The 23,804-nt window shown below is 61.7% G+C and carries 29 protein-coding genes; 17 read left to right on the top strand and 12 right to left on the bottom strand.

What is annotated here, in order from left to right:
• The first annotated feature begins 51 nt into the window (after positions 1–51).
• Complete coding sequence (locus tag I41_RS14485) at positions 52–453, top strand: winged helix-turn-helix domain-containing protein (protein ID WP_145433480.1); 402 nt, start codon at positions 52–54, stop codon at positions 451–453.
• Between the two features lie 35 nt (positions 454–488).
• On the opposite strand, the gene I41_RS14480 is transcribed toward I41_RS14485, so the two are convergent.
• Entirely contained in the window at positions 489–1,259 is a 771-nt protein-coding gene (locus I41_RS14480; RefSeq protein ID WP_145433478.1) for a DUF3050 domain-containing protein, read from the bottom strand.
• 315 nt (positions 1,260–1,574) lie between these two features.
• Between I41_RS14480 and I41_RS14475 the strand changes: the two genes are divergently transcribed.
• Entirely contained in the window at positions 1,575–1,967 is a 393-nt protein-coding gene (locus I41_RS14475) for a hypothetical protein (RefSeq protein ID WP_145433476.1), read from the top strand.
• 64 nt (positions 1,968–2,031) lie between these two features.
• Here the strand turns inward: I41_RS14475 and I41_RS14470 are convergent, their stop codons facing one another.
• The gene (locus I41_RS14470; RefSeq protein WP_145433474.1) at positions 2,032–3,093 is read right to left on the bottom strand and encodes a linear amide C-N hydrolase; all 1,062 of its coding nucleotides are present in this window, start codon (positions 3,091–3,093) and stop codon (positions 2,032–2,034) included.
• A gap of 221 nt (positions 3,094–3,314) precedes the next feature.
• On the opposite strand from I41_RS14470, the gene I41_RS14465 reads away from it, so the two are divergent.
• Complete coding sequence (locus I41_RS14465; RefSeq protein ID WP_145433472.1) at positions 3,315–4,019, top strand: hypothetical protein; 705 nt, start codon at positions 3,315–3,317, stop codon at positions 4,017–4,019.
• 151 nt (positions 4,020–4,170) lie between these two features.
• On the opposite strand, the gene I41_RS14460 is transcribed toward I41_RS14465, so the two are convergent.
• The 6 genes from I41_RS14460 to I41_RS14440 all read right to left on the bottom strand — a co-directional run bounded on the left by I41_RS14460 (position 4,171) and on the right by I41_RS14440 (position 7,238).
• Positions 4,171–4,494: a PEP-CTERM sorting domain-containing protein gene (locus I41_RS14460; RefSeq protein WP_210420953.1), complete on the bottom strand. Its 324-nt coding sequence runs from the start codon at positions 4,492–4,494 to the stop codon at positions 4,171–4,173.
• A gap of 609 nt (positions 4,495–5,103) precedes the next feature.
• Complete coding sequence (locus tag I41_RS27290) at positions 5,104–5,250, bottom strand: hypothetical protein (protein WP_168206913.1); 147 nt, start codon at positions 5,248–5,250, stop codon at positions 5,104–5,106.
• Between the two features lie 57 nt (positions 5,251–5,307).
• Complete coding sequence (locus I41_RS14455; protein WP_145433468.1) at positions 5,308–5,568, bottom strand: hypothetical protein; 261 nt, start codon at positions 5,566–5,568, stop codon at positions 5,308–5,310.
• 117 nt (positions 5,569–5,685) lie between these two features.
• Positions 5,686–5,922 carry a hypothetical protein gene (locus I41_RS14450; RefSeq protein WP_145433466.1) on the bottom strand — a complete coding sequence of 79 codons (237 nt, stop codon included), beginning with the start codon at positions 5,920–5,922 and terminating at the stop codon, positions 5,686–5,688.
• 131 nt (positions 5,923–6,053) lie between these two features.
• Positions 6,054–6,398, bottom strand: coding sequence for a hypothetical protein (locus tag I41_RS14445; RefSeq protein WP_145433464.1), 345 nt, complete (start codon positions 6,396–6,398; stop codon positions 6,054–6,056).
• Between the two features lie 174 nt (positions 6,399–6,572).
• Entirely contained in the window at positions 6,573–7,238 is a 666-nt protein-coding gene (locus I41_RS14440) for a DUF2569 family protein (RefSeq protein WP_168206912.1), read from the bottom strand.
• A gap of 740 nt (positions 7,239–7,978) precedes the next feature.
• On the opposite strand from I41_RS14440, the gene I41_RS14435 reads away from it, so the two are divergent.
• Together I41_RS14435 and dusB are read left to right on the top strand one after the other, a co-directional pair.
• A complete protein-coding gene (locus I41_RS14435; protein ID WP_145433459.1) occupies positions 7,979–9,319 on the top strand; it encodes a hypothetical protein in 1,341 nt (446 codons plus the stop codon).
• A gap of 76 nt (positions 9,320–9,395) precedes the next feature.
• Complete coding sequence (gene dusB, locus I41_RS14430; protein WP_145433457.1) at positions 9,396–10,448, top strand: tRNA dihydrouridine synthase DusB; 1,053 nt, start codon at positions 9,396–9,398, stop codon at positions 10,446–10,448.
• 19 nt (positions 10,449–10,467) lie between these two features.
• Here the strand turns inward: dusB and I41_RS14425 are convergent, their stop codons facing one another.
• The 3 genes from I41_RS14425 to I41_RS14415 form a co-directional block, all read right to left on the bottom strand.
• The gene (locus I41_RS14425) at positions 10,468–10,908 is read right to left on the bottom strand and encodes a DUF2721 domain-containing protein (RefSeq protein WP_145433455.1); all 441 of its coding nucleotides are present in this window, start codon (positions 10,906–10,908) and stop codon (positions 10,468–10,470) included.
• Between the two features lie 52 nt (positions 10,909–10,960).
• Positions 10,961–11,155, bottom strand: a complete 195-nt coding sequence (locus I41_RS14420; RefSeq protein WP_145433453.1) for a hypothetical protein — start codon at positions 11,153–11,155, stop codon at positions 10,961–10,963.
• 62 nt (positions 11,156–11,217) lie between these two features.
• A complete protein-coding gene (locus I41_RS14415; protein ID WP_145433451.1) occupies positions 11,218–13,011 on the bottom strand; it encodes a sodium-dependent transporter in 1,794 nt (597 codons plus the stop codon).
• Positions 13,012–13,240: 229 nt separating this feature from the next.
• Between I41_RS14415 and I41_RS14410 the strand changes: the two genes are divergently transcribed.
• The 11 genes from I41_RS14410 to I41_RS14360 all read left to right on the top strand — a co-directional run bounded on the left by I41_RS14410 (position 13,241) and on the right by I41_RS14360 (position 22,482).
• Positions 13,241–13,876, top strand: a complete 636-nt coding sequence (locus tag I41_RS14410) for a helix-turn-helix transcriptional regulator (protein ID WP_145433449.1) — start codon at positions 13,241–13,243, stop codon at positions 13,874–13,876.
• Positions 13,877–14,044: 168 nt separating this feature from the next.
• On the top strand, positions 14,045–14,653 hold the full coding sequence (locus tag I41_RS14405) for an NADH-quinone oxidoreductase subunit B (RefSeq protein ID WP_145433447.1): 609 nt from the start codon (positions 14,045–14,047) through the stop codon (positions 14,651–14,653).
• An 83-nt stretch (positions 14,654–14,736) separates the two neighbouring features.
• Entirely contained in the window at positions 14,737–15,567 is an 831-nt protein-coding gene (gene sufC / locus I41_RS14400; RefSeq protein ID WP_145433445.1) for a Fe-S cluster assembly ATPase SufC, read from the top strand.
• An 81-nt stretch (positions 15,568–15,648) separates the two neighbouring features.
• Positions 15,649–17,055: a Fe-S cluster assembly protein SufB gene (sufB, locus tag I41_RS14395; RefSeq protein WP_145433443.1), complete on the top strand. Its 1,407-nt coding sequence runs from the start codon at positions 15,649–15,651 to the stop codon at positions 17,053–17,055.
• A 33-nt stretch (positions 17,056–17,088) separates the two neighbouring features.
• Complete coding sequence (locus I41_RS14390; protein ID WP_145433441.1) at positions 17,089–17,643, top strand: Uma2 family endonuclease; 555 nt, start codon at positions 17,089–17,091, stop codon at positions 17,641–17,643.
• A gap of 28 nt (positions 17,644–17,671) precedes the next feature.
• On the top strand, positions 17,672–18,982 hold the full coding sequence (gene sufD / locus I41_RS14385; protein WP_145433439.1) for a Fe-S cluster assembly protein SufD: 1,311 nt from the start codon (positions 17,672–17,674) through the stop codon (positions 18,980–18,982).
• Positions 18,983–19,044: 62 nt separating this feature from the next.
• The gene (locus I41_RS14380) at positions 19,045–19,368 is read left to right on the top strand and encodes a Rieske (2Fe-2S) protein (RefSeq protein WP_145433437.1); all 324 of its coding nucleotides are present in this window, start codon (positions 19,045–19,047) and stop codon (positions 19,366–19,368) included.
• 16 nt (positions 19,369–19,384) lie between these two features.
• Positions 19,385–19,702: a metal-sulfur cluster assembly factor gene (locus I41_RS14375; RefSeq protein WP_145433435.1), complete on the top strand. Its 318-nt coding sequence runs from the start codon at positions 19,385–19,387 to the stop codon at positions 19,700–19,702.
• A gap of 115 nt (positions 19,703–19,817) precedes the next feature.
• A complete protein-coding gene (locus tag I41_RS14370) occupies positions 19,818–20,840 on the top strand; it encodes an ATP-grasp domain-containing protein (protein WP_168206911.1) in 1,023 nt (340 codons plus the stop codon).
• Positions 20,837–21,859 carry a hydantoinase/oxoprolinase family protein gene (locus tag I41_RS14365; RefSeq protein ID WP_145433431.1) on the top strand — a complete coding sequence of 341 codons (1,023 nt, stop codon included), beginning with the start codon at positions 20,837–20,839 and terminating at the stop codon, positions 21,857–21,859. The genes I41_RS14370 and I41_RS14365 overlap by 4 nt, the downstream gene beginning before the upstream one ends.
• Positions 21,859–22,482 (top strand): amino acid kinase family protein, encoded by a 624-nt coding sequence (locus tag I41_RS14360; RefSeq protein WP_145433430.1) that lies wholly within the window; start codon positions 21,859–21,861, stop codon positions 22,480–22,482. The genes I41_RS14365 and I41_RS14360 overlap by 1 nt, the downstream gene beginning before the upstream one ends.
• On the opposite strand, the gene I41_RS27285 is transcribed toward I41_RS14360, so the two are convergent.
• Positions 22,475–22,612, bottom strand: a complete 138-nt coding sequence (locus tag I41_RS27285) for a hypothetical protein (protein ID WP_168206910.1) — start codon at positions 22,610–22,612, stop codon at positions 22,475–22,477. The genes I41_RS14360 and I41_RS27285 overlap by 8 nt on opposite strands.
• A gap of 112 nt (positions 22,613–22,724) precedes the next feature.
• Between I41_RS27285 and I41_RS14355 the strand changes: the two genes are divergently transcribed.
• A complete protein-coding gene (locus I41_RS14355) occupies positions 22,725–23,717 on the top strand; it encodes an acyl-CoA desaturase (RefSeq protein WP_145433428.1) in 993 nt (330 codons plus the stop codon).
• Positions 23,718–23,804 lie beyond the last annotated feature (87 nt).

The raw sequence follows: 23,804 nt of genomic DNA, 5'->3' as shown, positions 1-23,804 counted from the left end.
GCCAGGCAGCTTGGGGTGGGTTTGCCGGCGCACTGAGAAAAGAGATCCGCCGTGGCCAAGAAGCAATCAGCGACCGAAAAGAAATTGAAGCCCGCCGCCAAAAGCACGGCGAAACCAGTGAAAAAGGCCGCCGCGAAGCAGCCCGCCGCGGCCCCGCAGTCGCTGTTCAACGACGCGGCCGACGAGCCGAAACCCGCCAAGCCCGCCGCGAAAAAATCGCCCGCCGCGGCAGCCCCCGCCCGCCCCCTGACGGTCGAGGAAATCGGCCACGCCGCCGGCGAAGTCTGGGGCGCCCTCTCCGCCGGCAATGGCGGCGTCAGTCTCGCCGCCCTCAAAAAATCGGTGGCTGCACCGGCTGATCTGGTGCTTCTCGCCCTCGGGTGGCTCGCCCGCGAGGACAAGATCGACATCAACGCCAGTGCGAAGACCCCGACAATCTCGCTGAAACAATAACTGCCCGGCGGGCCCACCGCCCGCGGCCGGCAGCCTTACTCCATCGCCGCCAGCATCCCATCCCACAGCGCCGTCCGAGCTCGCAGCGCCCCCGTTGCGCCCGCCTCCGCCTGCCGCCACCGTTCCGGCTCATCGCCGCAGAGCGACCGCACCAATCGGGCCGCCATCGGGCCGTGGATGTCGCCATCCAGTTCGATGTGCCGGTTCAGATAATACCCAAAGCGCCCAAAGCCGCCCCCGCCCGCGTGGGTCTGGTCGACGATCTTGCGGAACACGCGCGGCAACAAGTCCTCGCGCCCGTAGGTGAACGCCGCGGCCAGCGCACAAAGGCTTCCCTGCTCCACCGTGTGGAACGTCTCCTCCACGAATGCCGCCGCCGCCGCCGGGACGTTCGCCTCAGCCAGCGCCGTCTCCAATCCGGCCCCCTCGTCGATTCTCGCGACGAACTTCTCGATCGGTCCGGTGTTCGCTCCGGCCTCGTTCATCGCGCGAACGTATAGCTCGTAGTGACTGGCAAACCCACCTTCGCCATCGTCATCGCTCTCTTCGGCAAGGACGATTTCGTTCACCAGCCGCGCCGCCGCCGGATCGCCCGCCGGCCGCCACGGAATCTCCACGCAGGTGAGCTGCTTCTGCAAGCCCTTTAGCAGCGACATGAAATCCCACACCGCGAACACATGGTGCTCCATGAACGTCCGCAACGCCTGGGCCCCGTCGATGCGCGCGTAAAGCTGATGCTCCAGCAGCGTCGCCCGCAGCGGCACCAGCCGAAGTTGAAGTTCCTGAAGCGGATCGGCGGTAATCATTGAGCATCCAGCGTCATGCGAGGAAGAAAGTTTCATCCCTAAAGATACCATTCCCCGTAACCCGCTGGCCCGACGACCCGCCCTAGCGGCGAGAAAAACGCCCAGCTTGCCGGCAACGCACAACTCTCACATGCCTCTGCGCATTTTAAAAGGTTCCGTCGCTTCCTCGGCCGCCCGCGCAGAGAAGTTGCTAGCAACAACCCCTACAATCCAACGTAACGAACCGATGCGCGCCGCCCCTTGAGCTACGCTTTTCCTAACTGATCGAACCAATCGCAGCTTTTGTCGGTTTTCAAGGCAGCTAGGAACGACTTGATGCAATCGATCCTCCGCGATCCCTTGTTCCGCCGCACTTTAATCGCCACTGTCGGCGTCGGCACGCTGGGGAGCCTCCTCGCCGGACTTGCAATTAGCGTGAGTCTATGGGCTGTGCTACTTGCCGTCATCGGCGCGCTAATCAGCCTCGCCCTTGGCTTTCTACTCGCCGTCTCGGTTCTCGCTCACCGAGAAGTTGGTGCGCATCGCTTCTGGAAATGCGCGCTTCAGAATTACCTGTTTACCCTTGTGCTGAACGCTCTGTTAGCCTTCTCCATGGCGGCCGATCATTGGGTGCAATTCACCTACGGTCTGATTGGATTGGCAGTTCTCAGTCCACTGATCGTCGGCGTCAACTGGTTCACACACGCGGCAACGCCGAAAGCAGCGTGACGTCTTTCGCATCGCCGCGCAAGACGCCCCCGCGGCCAGCCTTTCCCTGCACTTAGCTTCGGGTCTACTTCACCGGCGATGGCAGAAACTTAAACGGCTCAGTCGCTTCGAACTTCGCCGCGACGTTGCCCGAGTAGATCGTCCCGTCGCTGACGGTCAGCTTTTTCACCGGCATCCCGGCGTTGAAGTTGACCTCGCTCAAATCGACCCAGAACACGCTCGGACTCCGCGTCGATTCGTAGTAGTAGCGACGGTTCTTGTGGTCGGATACCGTGCGCCACAGCGTCGACGAAATATTCGGCTGCCCAGGCGTCGAGATCCCCAACGGCACCGAGACGTTGCGAATCACACCAAAGCAACTCGCCACCGCCGCCTTCATATCCGCGGTTTGCGGAATCGCCTTGATGTAGAACGAGGCGCGCACGAAACGATCGGCGGCCCGATTCGTCCCCGGCAACATCACCGTGCCGCCAATGTCCTTCCAATATCCGTCGAGCGCGAGCTGCTGATCGTAAGATGGCGAATTGGTCATCACTTGGTATTGCCGGCCGTGATGAATCACCAGCTTGCCGTCAAGGTATTCGAAGATCGCTGAGTCGCCGCTCGGATCGGAAAGCGCGAGGTGCACCGTTCCTTCGTGCCCGTCCGGCGTCATCACCGGCGTCACGTAAAACGTCTCCTTCTGCAACGCCTCCACGGCCTCGCCAACCGTCGCAAACTGATCGAGGACATATTGCGCCCACGCCGAAATGCAGATCGCTTGCTGATTCGGCGTCTTGGGCTTCGCTTGATACTCCGACTCAGCCAGATAGAGCAGGTTGGCCACCAAACCCTTTTCGTTCATCCCGTCGGCTGTCGCCGCGTCAAATGCCGAGCCGACCACGCTCCCATATTTCGATGTCCACTCGACGGAATTCGGCCCCGCCGCGCCGTTCCGCTTCATCCCGCGCGGAAACAACCATAGATTCGTCCCGAGATCCGTCACCCAGTCCATGCTCCGCACGGTGATAATCGTATTCTCGGGACCGAGGTACACGGCCCGCGAACAGGCGTCCGCGCGCATCGCGACCGCAATCGCTGCCAGTAAGAGTGCATAGCCAGCCAAAACCAGAGGACGAGCAAACATACGCATTCCTTGTAGTTGCGAGCGACATGTGCGAAAAGTGCGTCGGCGGCCGCCGGGGAGACTCCATTTTACCGCCAGCGGCTCCTGGTCATACGGCAGAACTCAAGCCCGCGGCCGCCGCTCTTTACAGGTTGGCCGTTTCAGCGCATAAAATTGCTGCTCGCTTCGAGCCATCAGGCCATTGGAGTTGCCGCTACTGACGCACTAGGAGTTCGCCTCTCATGTCATCGCCCTGCCGCATCGCGCTCATCGTGGGACTCGCCGCCTTCTGCCTCGCCTCACGCCACGCTGGCGCCGCCTCGATCTACACCGAAAACTGGACCACTCCCGGCGACTCGCGCGGCTGGTTCATCGGCGCCCTCGGCGGCGCGGGCACGCCCGCCTATTCCGGCGACGGCGTCTCCTGGACCGCCAGCCCCGGCGCCAGTTTCGGCTGGCTCACCGGTTTTCAGGCTCAGGGGCAATCGTTCGCCTCCGCCGGCAACTTCGCGGGCAATTACCCCGCTGCCGGCATCAAGGGCTTCGCCTTCGACTTCGCCCTCGACTCCGATTCGCTCAACAACGCCGGCCCGCCCGTGCTGCGCATCCTCTTCACCTCGGTCGTCGCCGGCGGCTTCAACAGCTATTGGCTCCACGACTTCGCCGTTACCCCCGCGATCGGCGGCGGCCTCCAGCACTACTTCGTGCCGCTCGAAGCCGGCAGCTGGACCCAATACCTGGGCTCGTTCGCCTTCGCCGATGCGATCCAGAACATCCAGACGGTCGAGGTCGATTACTTTCGGCTCGGCAACTACTCCAGCTACGTCCAGACGGGCCGCTTCAAGAACTTCTCGACCGTCGGCGTCCCCGAACCAGCGACCGCGCTCCTTCCCGCGGCCGCGGCAGTAGCGCTCGTCGCCAACCGCCGTCGCCGCGCCGCCTGCTAAGCGCTTTGCAACAGCAATCGTCTGTGGGAGCAATCATCTGTGGGAGGCGTCTCCGACGCCGATGTCGCTCAACGCCACAAGCGCTCGTGGCGACGCAACGTCGTTCCGGCGGCAGCGACCCTCCTGCGGATTTTCAACGCAAAGCCGCCTGCTAATCGCGTCGCGCCTTGCACCGCCGAACGGTCACGAGCCCGGCGGCGCCTAACCCCAGCAACCCGATCGTCGCGGGCTCCGGCACGGGCAGCACCGTGATGCCGGTGATCGACACGTTTTGCGTTTGGACGCCCGGCCCAATCGCCTTGGTCCAAACGATGTAGTTGCCCGAAGTATTCAAGTCCCAGCCGCTGCTCACGAACAGATTGGCCGGGATCGTGACGGTATCGAGATTCGCCGTCAGCGCGCCGAAATAGACGGCGTCAAACGTGCTTCGGATAGAGACCCAATCCTGGATCGCCCAAAAACGGATTCGATCCATTCGGCGTCGGATCCATCGCATCGCCAATCCCATCGGGGTCGGCGTCAGCCTGGTTGTTCGCGACTCCGGGAGCGTTGTCCACAATATCCGGCGTGCCATCCCCATCGCTGTCGACCGACCCCTGCTGCGATAACAGAACGATCTGCGATCCAATAGCTATGGACGCCGCCATCAATTGCGCAAAGCCCAGGAGGCCCAGAAGAAAAGCATCATGAAGGTAGGCGCATTAGCAACTCCGAATTAGCAGGTCGGGACTCAAACTGGTGCCGCTAACCCGAAGATCCAACTTAGTTGCACCCCTTCCACTACTGAATTCGCAGCCGATGAGAGGCCGCTCTGCATATCGCGGACCACCCGCCGCCGCGTCCCGAACTGCTCACTCACCAGCCGCCGCGCTGCCGGAACTGCCTACCACTTCCGATGTTGCTAAAAAATACAGGCCCACAAACACTCCATCCCGGCAGGCGTCGTAAAATCAATGCGTCACGCATCAACACGCGTTCGCTAAATGCCACCTACCAAATTAGTCATGTGTCGCAAGCAGCCGTTGAAGCTAAGCGCGATGAGCCGTTCTCTCCGTTGTTCGCCTCGCTTACGGTCCTCACAGCGTCACTCAATGTCCTGCGGCCCGATCTCAAACTGCGCAATCTCATTGCCGTCCTCGTCTGCGTAACTGTAGACAAGCGTCACGCCCATCTTCCGCAAGTCCGACATCTCTTTCGAAGTTCTATAATTGTTCACTGTGATGGGGCGCATGCTGTCGACAATCGTTTGACGGTCGGGCAGCGGGTCCATATTGAGCAATGTGTACTTTTATAGCAGTTTTTTCCCTGGGAGCGGCGCCGTCGCATTGATGCGCGTGAACTGATCTACCATCATCGGCAGATTGCGATTGATCTCGTTGGCAGTCTCTGCGAGCACCTTGTCAATCGTCGCGTCCGACGGATTACTGCGAAACAGGGCCTTCACCGCAGCGCTGCCCGAGGCCGCGACGACAAGCCCGCCGACGACCGCACAGATCGCAAAGATCGTCTTTAAAGTCTTGCTTGAGTCTTCTTTCTGCAACTCGCTCAAAATAACATCCTCATACTAAACGGGTAGAAGTGTTGGCGGTTGAATAAGTCTGAGGTGCAGTCAATGAGATTTTGCCCGGCGTCACAGTCCCGGATTGCGACAAAAAATCCCACGCCGCTATTGTAGCCCCACAAATCCAAAAAACGCAAACACAAGTAAAGCATATCCAAACACGGCCATCAAACACCCCAGGTCGGACAAGTATCGCCCGAGCAGCGCCACTACCACCAGCGGCCCGAACGCCACGAGCGTCGCCCCATCGCTCAACCCCATCATTCGCGCGAACGTCAATAACCCGGCGGCCACAACCGTCGACGTGAAAAGCTGTCGAGTGGTGAGTCTGACGCCGCTCATCCGTCTTCGTTGCAATTAAGTCCTACGAGATAAAAATCGGCGGGGACCCTCTCGATCTGCTCGCAAATAGGGACCAACCCGCCCTGAGAAATCTCGTTGCGGTAGGCAAGCTGACGAGCACCCTCAATTCGCTAATCGTGCTTCCCTTGAAGATGGCGCACGGCTCGGTAAATCATCAAGAAGATACCGCTCGCGAAGACGCCGACGATCATGCCGAGAAATGAGCCGAACAGCGCGCCGCCAAACCACGGCAGATTCCAGCGCGGATTGAGGGTGGCCAGGATCACTCCCGCTCCTGCTCCGATTGCCGTCGCTGCGCACACGCAGATCGCCTGCAGCACGTTGTCCTGGCGACGAAAGTTCACGCCCGTCACTGTGTCGGTGACGATGTGATAGGTCGCCAAGTCCGCTTCTGGCCGCGGCTGCCTTGGCGAAGGGTCGTCGCTGGCGCGCATGGAGGATCGTTGGTCAGACATGACGCTCTCCAGATGACTCGCTCGGCCCAGGCGCGGACTTATGTTGCTGTGTCAGCGGATATACAAACACTCGCTTGACCGTCTTTGACCGCCACAAGTAGATCGACCAGAGGCCGGCGGCGATGGAACTGAACGCCGCGTAGCGAATTACTCCGGCCACGTTCAACGTGAACATCACATGGACGACGTCGTCTTACCCAGATGCGGTAAACGACTTCGACTGTCCGCCGCTTCGTTCCTGCCAGTCGTCATCGATTCTATCGCTTCCGTCGCCTCGACGAATTCCACGATCTCCATCGGCTCCGCACGTTCTGGCAACGGGTAAACAAAGACCTTTGATACGCTGCGCGATCGCCACACATAAATAAACCAGATCGCCGCCCAAAACGCCCCTCGCGTGGCATCGCCCATCGCCCGCATCGCGTACGCTTCGTCCCCATCGGCAAAAGACGCTTCCCACCAGCCTTCCAACAGGCTCAGCACGATCCCGCCCGCGAACAGCTGCATCAGCATCCGCGGCGCCGCCGACCTCTGCGCGAAGAAGTTATAGGCGGCCAGGCACATCCACCCCAAGTAAAACGCCCGTAAGTTCCCCGTCACCCACAGCATCAGCCGGTAATTGCTCGCCAGTGCCCAAGTCTCACGCCCATCGGTCGCCTCGCCCGTCGCCGCCATCGAAAATGTGTAAAGCAATCCTAGCGCCGTCGCCGGCACGCTGACGAACAGCGCAAACCCCAGCAGCATCAGCCCGACCGAACTCTGGATCGTCGGCACGCCGTTCTCGTCGACGTGCTGCGCTGATTTGACCAAAATGGAGCGGCGTTTGGCGGACGGCGGCATGATTGGACGCGCTCGGATGGAACGGTGGCATGGATGCGCGTCGCCGTTATACCAGTCAGGTCGCCATCGGCGCCATTTCGGATCGAAAATCATCCGCGAGGCCGCCGGCGCCGTGAGTCGTCGCCCCGAGCGTCACGCGCTGCAACCAATCGCGAAGTAAACGGCTGCAACGCTCTGCGCCTCGGCGAAATACCTCACTCGCTGCGAGAGAAAATCGGGCAACTTTTCTACAGAAATTGGCCACCCAACCTGCTATAGTGAACGCCCGTACAAAACGGAGCCATTGAGGGTCTGCAGGGTCGCATCCAGCGGACCCGTCAGCGCCAATGTATTGAGACTTAAGCGCCGCCCATTTTATTCACGTTGAGTCCATGCCGATGGGACAAAACCCTTCCACACGCCGCTGGCCTTATTTGTCGGGTTTGGCGCGAAATTTCGCGTCGCCTCACCGCCCTCATCGAGGTTTTGTCCGCGCAGATCGCATTTCACGCCCGGCGTTATCGGACAAAACCCGCCTGCCAGCCTTCGCAACTCTCCCTGGCTTCGCGAAACCACCTGGTTTGAACCGGGCCGCCTGCCCGTACGCCGACGACGGTTCGCGGCGATTGACTGCCGCCTCGCCCCGTGCGACGCTAGTACCTTCGCTACTCCGGGAATTCGGCCCCTTTCCCGCCCTGAACCACCCGCCCACCGAGCCTACCCGCGCGTTCCGCGCCGACTCACGACGGAGGATTCACACGATGAGGTTGTTACTCGCCGGGATGACCCTGGCCTGCCTCGGGCAAGTCGCCCACGCCAATCCCTACGCCGACTCGCCGGCCACCCCCGCCGCAGCGCCCGCCGCTGACACGTCGTCTCCTGCGGAGTCAACGACCGCGGCGCCCGAGCCCGCCGCCGCGGCCCCGGCCACCGAGACCGCAGCGACGCCCGACTATGCGAGCCTGTTCGCTCAGCCCAATCAAGCCGCGCCCGAAGCGGCCGGGCCGACGCCGGCCGGTACGGCAACCCAGCAACCAGCCGCGGCGACCACGCCAGACACCCCGCCCCCAGCGGCGGCCGCAACGCAACCCTTCTCGCCACCTGCGCAGCCCGCCGGCGCGTCGGAACGCTCGGCCCTGATCAGCGGCCCCCGGCCTACCAAGCTGATGCAGGAACTGATGAAGGCCCCCAGCGGCGCCCCACTCGCGGGCGCCCCGATCACGCTCGGCGAGGCAGTGCGCGATTCACACTCGCGGCAAGACCAGACGCAGCGGGCCAAGGCTTACTGGGACCTGGCGGCCGCGGTGGCCGACTATTATCTGGCGATCCACGAGGCTCAGGAACTCGAGACGTTCCGCGCCGGGATCACCGCGCCCAGCAAGCAATGGGACGTTCGCCTCGCCGATGCGAAGACGCGCATCGACGCCGCTCGCGTTGCCGCCCAAGCGGCCCAGTTGCAGCTCCACACGCTGCTCGGCGGCACAGCGTCGTCGGCCCTTCCGGTTCCGGCCGACGTCCCCCACTGCGGCCGCTACAACGCGGAGTACGACGAGATCTTCGCGTCGCGACCCGACCTCGTCGCCAAGAAGCTCGCCGACGTGCTGGCTCTCCGACACGGGCAACTCCGTTCGATGACCCAGGCGATTGACGATGCCCAGGCCGCCCTGCAACAGGAAGTCTCGCTGCGTAACCCCGCCAACGACGGGACCGAGCTGTTGCGGGCGCAGCAACTGTTGTCGCTCCAGCGGCAACAGTTCGTCGCCCGTGCCCGCGAATACAATCAGGAAATCGCCGCTTACACCGAGCTCGCCGCGCCGGCCGACGTCCCCGCCGATCGGCTCGTCGCAATGATGATTCGGACCTCGGCGCCCGTCGACCAGTTGCGCTGGGGCCAGGGCGGCATCGAACCAGCGTCGGCGGAAGAACCCGCTGAGGCGAATGCCCTCGCTGGCGACGCCGCCAAGACTGGCAGCGGCGCGAAGCCGACGTTCCAAGCCGAGCGGCGGCAGGAGGTTCGCCGGCCGTTGCAGCGTCTGCTCGGCCGCGATCGGGAACGGTCCATCGTCGTCAGCCGGCTCCGCAACCTCATGGACCGCGAGTAACGATGACGTTGAGCTCAGAGCACTAGGGAACAAGCAAAGCGAGCCCCCGGGTGAATCCCGGGGGCTCTTCGCACATATGGCAACGACGACCATTCCAACATCGGCACGCGACACGGAGCTACCCAGGCCACTGGCGAAACCGTTCTATATCGGGCCGCTGCTCGTCGACCCGCCAATCTTACAGGCGCCGATGGCGGGGTTCACCAACTACGCGTTCCGGCAGATTGTTCGCGAGTTCGGCGGCGCAGGCTTGCTCGCGACCGAAATGGTGAACGCTCGCGGCTTCGTCTGGATGGACGAGCACGAAGCGGAGCACCCTGACCGCCTCTGGGGCGTGGCCGCGGAGCCCCGCCCCTTAGCCGTGCAAATCTGGGATAACGAACCCGAGACGCTCGCCAAGGTCGGCGCCCGCCTCGCGACCGAGTACCAGGTGAGCGTCGTCGACATCAACTTCGGCTGCCCGGTGCGACAAGTGACGCAGAAGGCCCACAGCGGCTCGTACCTGCTGCGGTTCCCCGACCGGATGGGGGAGATTATCGAACGCGTCGTGAAGGCGTGCGCCCCGACGCCGGTCACCGCGAAGATTCGGCTCGGCTGCTCCCGAGATAGAATCAACGCAATTGACGTCGCCCAGGTCGTCGAAGGCGCCGGCGCCGCGGCCCTCACGGTTCATGGACGAACGGCGGCCGACATGTTCAGCGGCGAAGCCGATTGGGATCTGATCAGCGCCATCAAGCCGCATCTCAAGCGGATCCCGCTTATCGGCAACGGCGATCTCGACTCGGCGGCGAAAGTCGTCGCGGCATTCGAGCGGTACGACGTCGACGGCGTGATGATCGCCCGCGCGGCGCTGAACAAGCCCTGGCTCTATGCTCAAGCCGCCGCCGCCGTCCGCGGCGAACCGATCCCGGCCGACCCAACGCTCGCAGAGCAGCGGGAGCTGATGATCCATCACTTCGAACTGGTGCGCGAGCGCTTCGGCGACGAGAAGGCCAGCGTCCTCATGCGGAAGTACGCCTGCTGCTACGCCCAAGGACGTCCCGGTGCCCGCGACTTTCGGAAACATGTCGCGACCATTAAATCGCCCGCCGCGTTTTATGCCGTTGTTGAGAACTACTTCCCCGTGTGATCAGCAGTAACCGCTCAATCTACTCGACCCCCTGCTCCAACTCATGAGTCAGCGCTCGCAGCGAAAGATTGATGTCGCGCAGGAAGAACAGCAACGAGCCGATGAGACTCGTGAGGCACGCGGTAAATAGCAGAATCACCACGACCGTAACGTGCAAATCGACCAACGTCCCCATGAACAGGACGATGATCAAGAACGCGGCTAACAGGGCGGCCACGGTAGCGAGAGTGATTGCCTGACGAAGCAACCGGGCCCGCTTCCAGAGAATTCCCAATTGGAGCTCAACGGCCAACCGGCGGGAATTGGACGACGCGCTGCGGAGTACAATGAGCGCCCGCGAGCGATCAATGGTCCGGCCGAGTCGGTTGGTCATCGTCAACAGCAGCATCCCGACGCCGGAGATGAGAATCACCGGGCCGATGGCGGTCTGCAGGACGGGGATCAGTTCATCGAGAGGCATGGCAAGCGGCGCGAAGAGTCAGGGACGCGAGACCCATCAACCGACAAAGAAGTCAATCAGCGTCCTGGGTGTCGCCCGTGTCGATTTCAAGCGGCCCCTTAATGTCCTCGACGTCTTCGGTAGGGAGCTGAAGCACGCGACGTATGCAGTAGAAAGTCAACGACACGACGGAGCCGACCGAGATCAGCATGATCGTCCACCCTTGACCGTTCAGCGCCTCGGTGGCCGCAAGACTAATCCAACTCATTTTGTCTGTTTCCGCTAATTGGTTTCGAACATACGCAATGGTCGACGGGAAAGACGACTGACTCACGGATAAGTCAAACGTCCTTCGGTTTCCCAGCGGCGGCCGGCGATATGCACCAGGAGCAACAGGAAGGCGAGAATAATGGCAATGAACAGGACCGACGCCAGAGCGACCGGATTGTTGACGATGTTTTCATAATATCCCGCTTTGTGACGTTGCAAAGCCACGCCGTCTTCGCCTCCGCTCAGCTTAATGAGCAGCGCGTCGTCGGCATCGACAATCCGCCAATCGCTGCCGTCACTCACCAACTTGGATCCCGCCGGCGCCTCGATGTCATGGGCGGCAAGCGTCGCTAGTAGCGTCGTACCCAATTCGCCCTCTTGAAGGCCGGCGACCACGTTGGCATCGAGCGTTGCGACGTCGATGTCTTGGCTCGGGACGTTATTCCAGCAAAACATAGCAAAAATCGTGATGAGGTAGACCGGCACGACGTACTTCAGCATCAACTGCACGAAATGCGGAATCCGCATGTGGGCGCCGACGTGGGCTTCCTCGGCTCCTCGCTCGATCCCGAAGCACCAACCGTAAATGATCGCTTGAATGAGCGCGAGCATGATAATCAGGACGCTGCCTACCCAGAAGTCGAGGGTATCTAGCGCCACCATCCCCTCGGAGAAGTAGAGGACGAAACCGCATCCGAGCGCCGACACGAGTCCCAACATCGCCGCCGACGCATGCCGCTTCAGTCCGAACCCTTCTTCGAAGAAGGCGATGACAGGCTGCAGCATCGAAATGCTGCTCGTGATGGCCGCGATGAACAACACGATGAACCACAAGAACCCAATGATCCTCCCGCCAGGCATCTGTGCAAAAACGTTCGGCAGCGCCTTGAAGCCGAGATCAAACGTTCCTTGCGAACCCGCAGCCGCACCGAGGAAAATGAACGCCGCCGGCAGCGTGATCAGTCCGCCGAAGCAGACTTCAAAGAACTCATTAACGCTGCAGGCGGTCACGCCGCTGAGGACGACGTCGTCCTTGCGTTTCAAATAGCTCGCATAGTTGATGACAATGCCGAAGCCGACCGACAGCGTGAAGAAGATTTGACCGGCCGCGGCGAGCCACATCTGCGGATCGGATAGGTGAGAGAAGTCGGGATTCCACATGAATCCAAGTCCGCCCAAGACGGATTGGTCTGGCTTACTGGGATCTGGAGTACCGAGCGTCAAAACTCGGATCAGTACGATGAACGCGAGCACTGCCATCGCCGGCATCGCAACGCGGCAAAAGGTTTCAATCCCTTTGCTCACGCCCCGATAGATCAACACAAAATTCGCGATAAACGTCCCCGCCAAGATGACCAGAAACCCCAGGCGTCTCGACTGGAACAAGGCACCATTGGCGTCGGCCCCAACGAATTCATCGAAGTGCGTCTGGAAGACTTCGGCGTTGCTTCCTTCTTTCATCAACGAACCGGTGAGGTACTGGATCGCGTACCCCAGGCACCATGCCTCGATGACGACGTAGTACATGTAGATCACGAGAGGGACGACAAGCGCAATCGCTCCGAAGTACCGCGCCCACCGGCTTTTCCAGAGTGTGCTGTAGATGCCGGGAGCGGAGTTGAACCCGTTGAGGCCCCCATACCGGCCCATCGTCCATTCGGCCCAGCACAGGGGAATCCCCAGAACCAGTAGGGAGATGAAATACGGAATCATGAAGGCGCCGCCGCCGTGCTGGGCGGCCTGACCCGGGAATCGTAGAAAATTGCCGAGTCCGACAGCCGAGCCGGCGACTGCCAGAATGACGCCGATTCGGGAGGCCCACTGCTCGCCGCCCGCTGGGGATTTGCTCGACACCTAGTCGCCTCCTCTGCCAACGTCTGATTTGACCTCTAATCGTGTGCGTAACGCCCGTCATGTGACGCTAGCAGAGGCTGACTTTTATCGAATAACATCTTCCGTGTCAATGACTTACAGCTTCTTGAATTTGCACACTTAGGTATTTATCAAATAGGCGGTTGTCACAAATCGGCTTGGCGTTAGTATTGAGTGTCATGCGGCTCATCGCCCAGCAGTAAAAAGAGCTATGAACGCGATCACCGAACTCTCTGACCAAACGATTGTCGATTACTTGCGCCGCCATGCCGTTGCAAGCGTGAGCGATTTGGTTGAGTTCACGGGCGTTACCGCGACGGCGGTGCGCCAGAGGCTGACGCGGTTGATGGAGCATGGGCTCGTCGCCCGCGAGTCGGCAGCTGCGGGTCGCGGCCGGCCGACGCATCGTTACTCGTTGACGCCCGCCGGAATTCGGTCGGGCGGCAACAACTACGGCCCGCTCGTGCAGGTGCTATGGGACGAGATCCGCGAGATTCGTGACCCCGAGATTCGTCGCGGCCTGTTGAAGCGAGTCTCCGACCGCTTAGCCGAGAGCTACCGCGGTCAGATTCAAGGCGAAACGGTGAAGGAGCGGATGGCCGATTTGGCCCGCCTGATGGCGAGCCAGGATGTGCCGTTCGAATACCATGAATCAGCGTCAGGGGAGTTGCCGGTGTTGACCGCGCTGGCTTGCCCCTACCCCGACCTTGCCGAGCATGATCGGGGCGTCTGTGCGATGGAAAAGATGTTGTTGTCGAGCGTGCTCGGCGAGTCGATGCGGCTGAGTTCGTGCCGGCTCGATGGAGCGAATTGTTGTACCTTCGAAGCAAGTGGAGCAGCGGGCTGAAGCGAGTGGCGACTCCTAGTCGGGCGCGAGCTAGCGTGATACGCTAAGCCTTTCGCCGTAAGGGTTTTGGGCTTCTTGTTCGGTGCAGACCGAAAGGCTGAGGGCCCAGACGCCGACGACCGGGCAAGTGGACGCGCCGCTATCAACTCACAGGACGATCGAACCGCTATGTCGCAACCTTGGATTGAAGGACGGTTTGAGGAAAACGTCATCACGACGACCGTGGAGCAAGCGATCAATTGGGCGCGGCAGGCCAGCATTTGGCCGCTGACGTTTGGCTTGGCATGCTGTGCGATCGAGATGATGGCTGCGGGAGCAAGCCGCTACGACATGGATCGGTTTGGCGCCGGGGCGTTCCGCGCCACTCCGCGGCAAGCAGACCTAATGATCGTCGCTGGCACAGTAACATACAAAATGGCCAGCCGCGTTCGGCGACTTTACAACATGATGCCCGACCCGAAGTTTGTGATCGCCATGGGCGCCTGCACTGTCGGCGGCGGGCCGTATTTCAAGTATGGCTATCACGTGGTGAAGGGGGTCGACTTGGTGGTGCCGGTGGATGTTTACGTCCCCGGCTGCCCGCCCCGACCCGAGGCGCTGCTCGAGGGATTGATGCGGATCCAGGACAAGATCAAGGGTCACCGAATCGCCCGCATTCCCGGCCAGGCAATTGGCAGGAAGGTGGAGGACGAGTTGCCGGTGCCGCATCACAGCGGGTATGTGGCGAGTCCGATTGAGACGGCGCCGTTGTTTGATCATCAGAAGATCACTGGGTAATTTTTCCACGACTCAAGCGGGGAGTGAGACGCCTCGGCTTGCTTAAATCCAATTGGGCGTCTCGAACCGAATCTATTGTTGCGATGACAGAAACGCTAAAGATCTCGAAACTCCACGTCTCGGTTGAAGGCAAGCCGATTCTGCGCGGCGTGAATCTCACGATCCGCCGCGGCGAGACCCACGCCCTCATGGGGCCGAATGGCTCCGGCAAAAGCACGTTGGGCAATGCGATCATGGGGCACCCGAACTACGAGGTGACTGAAGGGACGATCGAATTAAACGGCGAAGATGTGCTGGCGATGGATGCCTCCGAACGGGCTCGGGCCGGCATCTTCATGGCCTTCCAACGGCCAATGGCGATTCCAGGCGTCAAGATGGCCGACTTCCTCCGCCACGCGACGACGAACGTGCGCAATCCGCGCCGCAAAGAGGGCGAAGAGCTGATTCCGATGCGGCAGTTCCGTAAGGAACTGACCGAGAAGATGGATCAACTGAAGATGGACGTCGAATTCGCCCGTCGTTACGTCAATGACGGTTTCTCGGGGGGCGAGATGAAGCGGGCCGAGATCCTGCAGATGGCGATGCTGCGGCCGAAGTTTGCGATTCTCGACGAGACCGACAGCGGCCTCGACGTCGATGCCGTGAAGTTGGCCAGCCAAAGCATCGCCCAGATCGGCCGCGAGCAAGCCGAAGGCGAGGAGATGGGGATTCTCATCATCACGCACCACGACAAACTGCTCGAGAACAATGTCCCCGACTTCACGCATGTGATGCTTGGCGGGCGGATCGTCGAGACGGGCGGGGTTGAGCTTGCCCAAGAGTTGTACACCGAAGGGTACGACCGCATTCGCGCGGCCTACCCCGACGCGGCAGCTGCCGACGCCGAAATGCAGCAAACGACGGCTGCCGTTTAGCGCGCCGCCGCTCGGCGTTTGCCGGAACAGAGATACAGAAACAGAACGCAACGGATACATTTCCCCGGAAGGGGGTCAATCATGGCTACCGACCTGCTTGAAAACGGCACTATTGGCGAGATCAACAAGTACGACTTCATCACGCCGTCGCACGACGTCTTCCGCGCCGCGCGCGGCTTGAACGCCAATATCGTCGCTCAAATCTCCGAGATGAAGAAGGAGCCGGGGTGGATGCGCGACTTCCGCCTCCGCTCGCTCAAAATCTTTGAGTCAAAGCCAATGCCTCGTTGGGGCGGCGATATCGGGATCGACTTCCAAGACATCTACTACTATCTGAAGCCGACCGATCAACAGGGCAAGACCTGGGATGACGTGCCGCAGGACATTAAGGACACGTTCGATCGGCTTGGCATTCCGGAGGCCGAGAAAAAGTACCTGGCCGGCGTGAAGGCCCAGTTCGAGAGCGAAGTCGTCTACGGTTCGCTGCAGGAAGACCTCGGCAAGAAGGGGGTTCTCTTCACCGACACCGACACGGCCCTGCGCGATCATCCCGATCTGCTCCGCGAATACTTCGGCAAGATCATCCCGCCCGAGGACAACAAGTTCGCTGCCCTTAACTCGGCCGTCTGGTCGGGCGGGTCGTTCATCTACGTGCCGCCGGGCGTGAAGATCGAATTCCCGCTGCAGGCGTACTTCCGCATCAACGCGGAGCAAATGGGCCAGTTCGAGCGGACGCTGATCATCGTCGACGAAGGCGCCGAGGTTCATTACGTCGAAGGCTGCACCGCCCCGATGTACACGACCGAGAGCCTCCACTCAGCCGTGGTCGAGATCATCGTGAAAAAGCATGGCCGCTGCCGCTACACGACGATCCAGAACTGGGCGAACAACATCTACAACCTCGTCACCAAGCGGGCGATGGCGTACGAGGATTCGCTCATGGAGTGGATTGACGGCAACCTCGGCAGCCGTCTGACGATGAAGTACCCAGCCGTCTACATGATGGAACCGGGGGCCCGCGGCGAGATCCTATCGATTGCGTTCTCTTCGAAGGGGCAACATCAGGACGCCGGGGCGAAGGTCGTTCACTGTGCTCCGAACACGAAGAGCCGCATCATCTCGAAGAGCATCAGCAAGAACGGCGGCCGTTCGAGCTACCGCGGCCTCTGCAAGGTGGAAAAAGGCGCCACCGGCTGCAAGAGCAACGTCGTCTGCGATGCGCTCATTCTTGACCCGCAAAGTCGCAGCGATACGTACCCCTACATCGAAGTCGAAGAGTCGGACGTGCAGATTGAGCACGAAGCGAGCGTCTCGCGCATCGGGGAAGAGCAGCTCTTCTACTTGATGAGTCGCGGGCTGAGCGAAGCGGAATCGAGCTCGATGATCGTGAGCGGGTTTATTGAGCCGCTGATCAAAGAGCTGCCGATGGAGTACGCGGTGGAGATGAACCGGCTGATTGAACTACAGATGGAAGGGAGCGTTGGGTAAGGACTGCCGCCTCAAACGAGAGGAGGGACTGTCATGAGCACCATCTCCGATCCGTTGACGGAAAAACTGATCGCTGACTTGTACCGAACGGAAGGCAAGGCGGAGATCGTCGACGGACGAATCGTGCTCATAAGTCCGACTGGAGAACTTCCGGGCACAGCTGCTGGTGAGATTCTGTTCAGTTTGTACGCTTACGCGAAACGGTATGGGGGCAGAGCCTGCAACGGTAGCGTGGCGTTCCTGGCCGATTTGCCCAATCGTAAGTCGTTCTGCCCAGACGCTTCGTACTACACGGGGCCACGGGCGGGCATGAAGTTTCTCCCGATACCGCCAGACTTTGCTGCAGAGGTTCGCAGCGATGACGACTACGGCCCCGGGGCAGAGCGAGAGATGGCGAAGAAGCGGACCGATTACTTCGCCGCGGGAACGAAAGTGGTATGGAACGTCGACGTGCTGAGCGAAGACGTCGTTCGCGTCTATCGCCCAGGCGTCCCGGAGCAGCCGGCGATTTATCGCCGCGGCGAGATGGCCGAAGCCGAGCCCGCCGTCCCAGGCTGGACCATGCCAGTCGATGAGTTATTTGAGTAAGACAGAGTCGTTGAACAAGTAGAGATTGATGTCACACACGTTAACGGCCGCCGGGTTTACCCAAGAGGCCTTCGATTCGTTCCTCGATTCGCGCAGCGAGCCTGGTTGGCTCGTCGATCTGCGCCGCGCCGCGTGGGCCCGCTTCAACGAGTTGGCGATGCCCGCTCGCAACGACGAAGAGTGGGTGCGAACCGACATTCGGCTGTTCAAGCTCGATCGTTTCGGCTTCCCGACCGGCGCGCCGGTCGGCAGCGACATGCCGCGTTCGCTGTTGGCTGAAGGCGTCGCGCTCGGCGGCAGCACGGTGACGAGCGACAGCGTCGTCGTCGGGGCTCAGCTCGCGGAGAAATGGGCCGCCAAAGGCGTGCTGTTCGGCGACTTGGCGACGATAGTCGCGGAGCATGGCGACTTGCTGCGACCCTATTTCGAACGTCGCGTCGTCGATGCAAGCCGCGACAAGTTCGCGGCGCTCAACGCGGCTGCCTGGGCCGGCGGGGCGCTGCTCTACGTCCCGAAGAGAGTCGCGGTCGATGAGCCGCTCCATTCACTTTCGGCGATGACCGATGGCGGCATCGACTTGAATCGGACGCTGGTCATCGTTGAGGAAGGCGCCGAGGCGACGTTGCTGTCGGAAACGGCGAGCATTTCCCAACATGGACGAGGGTTCCATTGCGGGTCGATTGAGTTGCTCGTCGAACCGGGCGCCAGGTTGCGATATGTCAGCCTGCAGAACTGGGGCGATCAGGTGTGGCACTTCGCTCACCAGAAAGCGCACATTGCGGCTCGGGGCCATCTGCAATGGACGATCGGGGCCCTCGGCAGCCGGCTGGCGAAGGTCAACCAGCACGTCGCACTGACGGGGCAGGATGCCGAGGCTCAAGTGAACGGCGTGATGTTCACCCAGGGCCGGCAGCACCTGTCGTACAACACTCACCAGCATCACCTGGCGTCCCATTGCCGCAGCGACTTGCTCTACAAGGCCGCGCTGCAGGACGAGTCGCGAACAGTGTGGCGCGGCATGATCAAGGTCGACAAGCCGGCCCAACGGACGGACGCCTATCAGCGGAACGACAATCTCATGTTGTCGCGCACCGCTCGCGCCGACTCGATTCCGGGCCTGGAGATCGAAGCCGACGACGTTCGCTGCACTCACGGCAGCACCAGCGGCCGCGTCGACGAGCAGCAGGTCTTCTACGCCATGACCCGCGGCTACACCCGCCAGGAAGCCGTCCGCATGATCGTGGAGGGCTTCTTCCAACAAGTCTTCGACCGCATTCCGATCGAGAGCGTCAGCGAAGCGCTCGGCGAGGCGATCGGCCAGCGCGTGCGGGATATCTAGCACAAGTCAATCAACGCGCGTCGCTATGTGCGATGCAGGCCAAGCAAGGCGGTAGTCAGTAGATGTCCGAGTTCATTCCGGTTGCGAAAGTCGGCGAGGTCGTCGATCCCGGATCGATGTTGGTGGAAGTCGACGATCGGTTGGTGGTGCTTATTCATGCTGCCGGCCATTGGTACGCCCTCGACGACGTCTGCACCCACGACGGCGGACCGCTGAGCGATGGCCCGGTCGACGTTGCCGACCGTTCGATCGCCTGTCCGCGGCATGGGGCCAAGTTCGATTTGGCGACCGGCGCGGCGATGACGATGCCGGCAACGAAACCGACCGTCGCGCACGAGGTGAAGGTTGAAGGGGATCAGGTGTTCGTGCGACTGCACGACGCCTAATTACGAGGAGCATAGAATGGCAATCGCTGAAGACACGGTGCGCGAAGCCCTCAAGACGGTGATCGACCCCGAGTTATTCGTCAACATCGTCGACCTCGGCTTGATCTACGACGTGAAGATCTCCGACGTCGAAGAGGGGAAGTGCAACGTCGACGTCGAGATGACGATGACGAGCCCTGCCTGTCCCGCCGGGCCGCAGCTGCTGGGCCAATCGAAGGCGGCGGTCGGTAATCTCGAAGGGGTCGCGGCCGTCGACGTGCGGCTCGTGATGGATCCGCCGTGGACGCCCGATCGCATGACGGAAGACGCTCGCGATCAGTTGGGTATCTTTTAGACACCCAGGGCCCGTCATCCTGAGCAGCGCGAAGGATCTGGCATCTCGGACGAACTTCTCGAGTCTCGCTTCGCTCAGAATGACGCAGCCGGTGCGTTCGCGAGCTACCCGCCCCATGCACGTCTTCCTCTATGAGTGGATCACCGGCGGCGGCCTCATCGGCGAGCCTGGCCCGCTGCCGCCGTCGTTGTTGCAGGAGGGGACGGCGATGGCGCGGGCGTTGGCCGCCGATTTTGCCAAGCTTCCCCATTGCCGAGTGAGCCTGCTGCGCGACGTGCGGCTCGACACGCTCGCTTATCCCGGCTGCGACGTGATCGACGTGCAGTCAATCGGCGAATGGCACGAGGAATTTGATCGCCTGGCTGGTGCGGCGGATTGGTCATTGGCGGTGGCGCCCGAGTTCGACCAGATACTTGAACGGACGACGCAACAGATCGCTGCGGCTGGCGGCCGAACATTGAACGCACCCCAAGAATTCACGGCGCTTGCCGCGAACAAGCAGCTCACAGCCGAGCGCTGGCAGCATGCGGGCGTACCGACGCCGCGCGGCGTGATTCTCGCCGAAGGCGAGACGTCGCTGCCCATCGATTTCACCTATCCGGCCGTTCTGAAACCAGTAGACGGCGCCGGTTCGCAAGACGTCTGCCTCGTGGCCAGTCATCGCGACGAGCCGCCGCCATACGCCTGGGCGCGACGGTTGGAAGAGTTCAGGCCGGGACGGCCGGCCAGCGTCGCCGCTTTGTGCAACGAGGCGATCGTGACGATGCTGCCGGCGTGCACGCAGCGTCTCAGCAACGATTCGCGACTAGCCTACTTGGGGGGAGCGTTGATGGCGGAGCCAGCTCTCGCCGAGCGCGCATCGCTGCTGGCGCGACGAGCTCTCGCCGCACTGCCTCCAGCGCGCGGGTTCGTGGGGGTCGATTTGGTGCTCGGGTCTGACGCTAACGGCGACGATGATGTGGTGATCGAAGTGAATCCGCGCGTGACGACGTCATACGTCGGGCTACGTCAGGCGATCGACCAGAATCTCGCCGAGGCTTTGCTGCACGCAGTTACCGGCGAACCGGTCAAGATCACGATTCGTAACCCGCACGTCGAATTCGCCGCCGATGGCGCTACTTGGGTCAATCGCCGATGAACTGCCTCGCTATCGACGTCGGAGGCGCGAATCTGAAAGCCGCTGACGGCCGCGGATACGCGGCTTCGCGCCCCTTTGCCGTCTGGCGTAGCCCCGAGCGACTTGGCATGGAGCTACGGCGCCTGATCGAATCGGGCCCTCCCAGCGATTATCTCGCCGTCACCATGACCGCTGAACTTGCGGACTGCTTCTCCACGAAGGCTGAAGGCGTCCGTCAGATTCTCGCGGCAGTGCAGTCGGCAGCAGGCGACCGGCCAATTGAGGTCTATCAAGCGGACGGCGAACTGGTCAGCGCTGTTTCTGCCTGCCGGACGCCGCTGTTAGCGGCCGCGAGCAACTGGCATGCCCTCGCGTCGTTCGCGAATCGGTTCGTCGGTCAATGGCCGGCGCTGCTGATCGATCTGGGCTCGACGACGGCCGATGTGATTCCACTCGATGCACAAGGTCCGACCGCGAGTGGCTTGACCGACTCCGAGCGACTGGTGAGCGGCGAACTCGTTTACACCGGCGTCGAACGCACGCCGGTGTGCGCGTTGATTGCGTCGCTGCCCTGGCATGGAGTCGAGTGCCCCCTTGCCGCCGAATTGTTCGCCACGACGGCTGACGCGTACCTAATGCTTGGGGAGACCCCTGAGGAGCCCGACAACTGCGACACCGCCGACGGACGTCCTCGGACGTGGCCCCACGCCCTTGCCCGGCTGGCTCGCATGGTCTGCGCCGACGCGGATTCCTTCGGCCCTGAAGACGCTCGACAAGCAGCCGCAGCGGTCCGCCACGCTCAGCTCGACTTGCTACAAGCGGCTGTCGAGAAAGTCGTCTCGCGACTGCGTGAGTCTCCCCAAACCGTGATCGTGAGCGGCCATGGCGAATTTCTGCTGCGTCATTTGCTGGGTCGTCTCCCGTGGCAGGCGGACGTGCTATCCTTGTCCCATCGCTTGGGCCCCGCCGTCAGTCGGTGCGCTCCGGCTCACGCCCTCGCCGTATTGGCTCAAGAAAGGAACGCTGCGTCCGCTGTCTGATGATTCGTGTTGTAAAAGTTGGCGGCAGCTTGTTCGATCTTCCGGACCTCGGCGCGCGCCTGCGCCGCTGGCTGGAGCTCCAACGGCCGGCCCACAACGTGCTGCTCGCCGGCGGCGGTCCCCTAGTCGAGCAGATTCGCGCCTGGCACGCTGATGAGCCGATCGAAGACGCCGCGGCGCACTGGATGTGCGTCGACCTGCTCACGGTCACCGCACACATGCTCCATGCCTGGATGCCGGAGATTCCTCTGGTCGAAGACGATTGTCTCCTTTGCCAGCGGGTGGGCGAGCCGGGAGCTACCATCTTTGGGCCGGCGCCCTGGATGCGTCACTCCGAGCCGGGACTTCCGGGGACCTGGCTGCCGACCAATTGGGAGACGACCAGCGACTCGATCGCGGGCCGGTTGGCCGCGGCGCTGGTGGCGGATGAATTCGTCTTGATGAAGTCTGCCTTGCCTCGCCGCCGCACCAGCCGCGAACTTAGTGCATTGGCGGCAGCAGGATACGTCGACCCCGTTCTTGCCCAGATGGCACCCGAACTCCCCGCAACCCGACTAGTCGATTTACGGAGCGTCCCGCCGCTGGAAGCGAGAGTCCCGCGACCCGGCGAGGGCGTCAGCTGATTTCGTTATTCAGGTCGTCGCGGAATCGGGTGAGTTTTCCGGTCGTCAAAGCCTTACTGTCCAATGGCTTGCAGCGTGCCGATAAGACGATGGCGAGCCCCCGCATCGCCGGAAAGTCGATCGAGGCCATGTTTGGCTCGACGGGCCGCCGCAGTATAATGGGCGACTTTGCCCAACCCCTCTGGCCGGCAATCCCACGCTAACAGGTAAGGATTGCCGCGACTCTCAAGCGTCGAGATTTCATGTCTACTGTGCTTCCTGAGGACGTGATCGAGGTTGACCAAGAGGATTCAGTCCTCGCGCCATCGCATGGCGGCGCCTGTACAGCAGCCTCGCGCGTCTTGCCGCGCCCCGAAACGACGGTCAAGCCCAGCCAGGTTCGCTGGCGCTACGCCATTGGCATCCCGCTCGTCCACCTGCTGGCTTGCCTGGCGTTCGTGCCATACTTCTTCAGCTGGACGGGGGTCGCGTTGGCGGTGGCCGGACTGTACGTCTTTGGGACGCTCGGAATCAACCTCTGCTATCACCGACTACTGACCCACCAGGGATTCGTCGCACCGAAGTGGCTGGAGCATAGCCTCGCCGTGCTGGGCGTCTGCACGCTGCAGGATACGCCGGCTTGCTGGGTGGCGATGCATCGCATCCATCATAAGCATTCCGACGAGCAGCCCGATCCGCATAGTCCGCTCGTCACGTTTCTCTGGGGGCACTGCGGTTGGCTGATGTTTCGCAACCGCGACTTCCTCAACGTCAACTATTATCAGCGCTTCACGCGAGATCTGCTGCGCGACCCGTTCTATATGAAGCTGGAGCGGGGCGCCACTTGGCTGTTCATCTACCTCGGCAGTATGCTCTTCTTCTTCCTGCTGGGACTGGCGATTGGCTGGCCGACTGGCGGTTCATTCGCGGCGGGCGTGCAGTTTGGGCTGAGCCTGGTCGTCTGGGGCGTCTTCGTCCGCACCGTGGCCACGTGGCACATCACTTGGTCGGTCAACTCGGTGACCCACGTCTGGGGCTATCGCAATTACGAGACAAGCGACAACAGCCGCAACAACATCCTCGTCGGTCTCTGGAGCAACGGCGAAGGTTGGCACAACAACCACCACGCCGATCAGCGGGCCGCAGCCCACGGACATCACTGGTGGGAATTCGACGTGACCTGGATCACCATCCGGGCGCTGGAGACTGTCGGGCTGGTGAAGAGCGTCGTCCGCCCGCGTGTTTGGACGAAATAACGTCGACGCCTCGTCAAGCCGAAGCGGAGCAAAGAATCTAACGTACCAAAGGTGCTCTCAGATTCTTCGCTTCGCTCAGCACGTCGT

This window comes from Lacipirellula limnantheis (genome assembly GCF_007746075.1).
Taxonomy (GTDB): Bacteria; Planctomycetota; Planctomycetia; order Pirellulales; family Lacipirellulaceae; genus Lacipirellula; species Lacipirellula limnantheis.
Note: the sequence above shows the minus strand (reverse complement) of the source record. Positions and strands in the feature narration are given on the sequence as shown.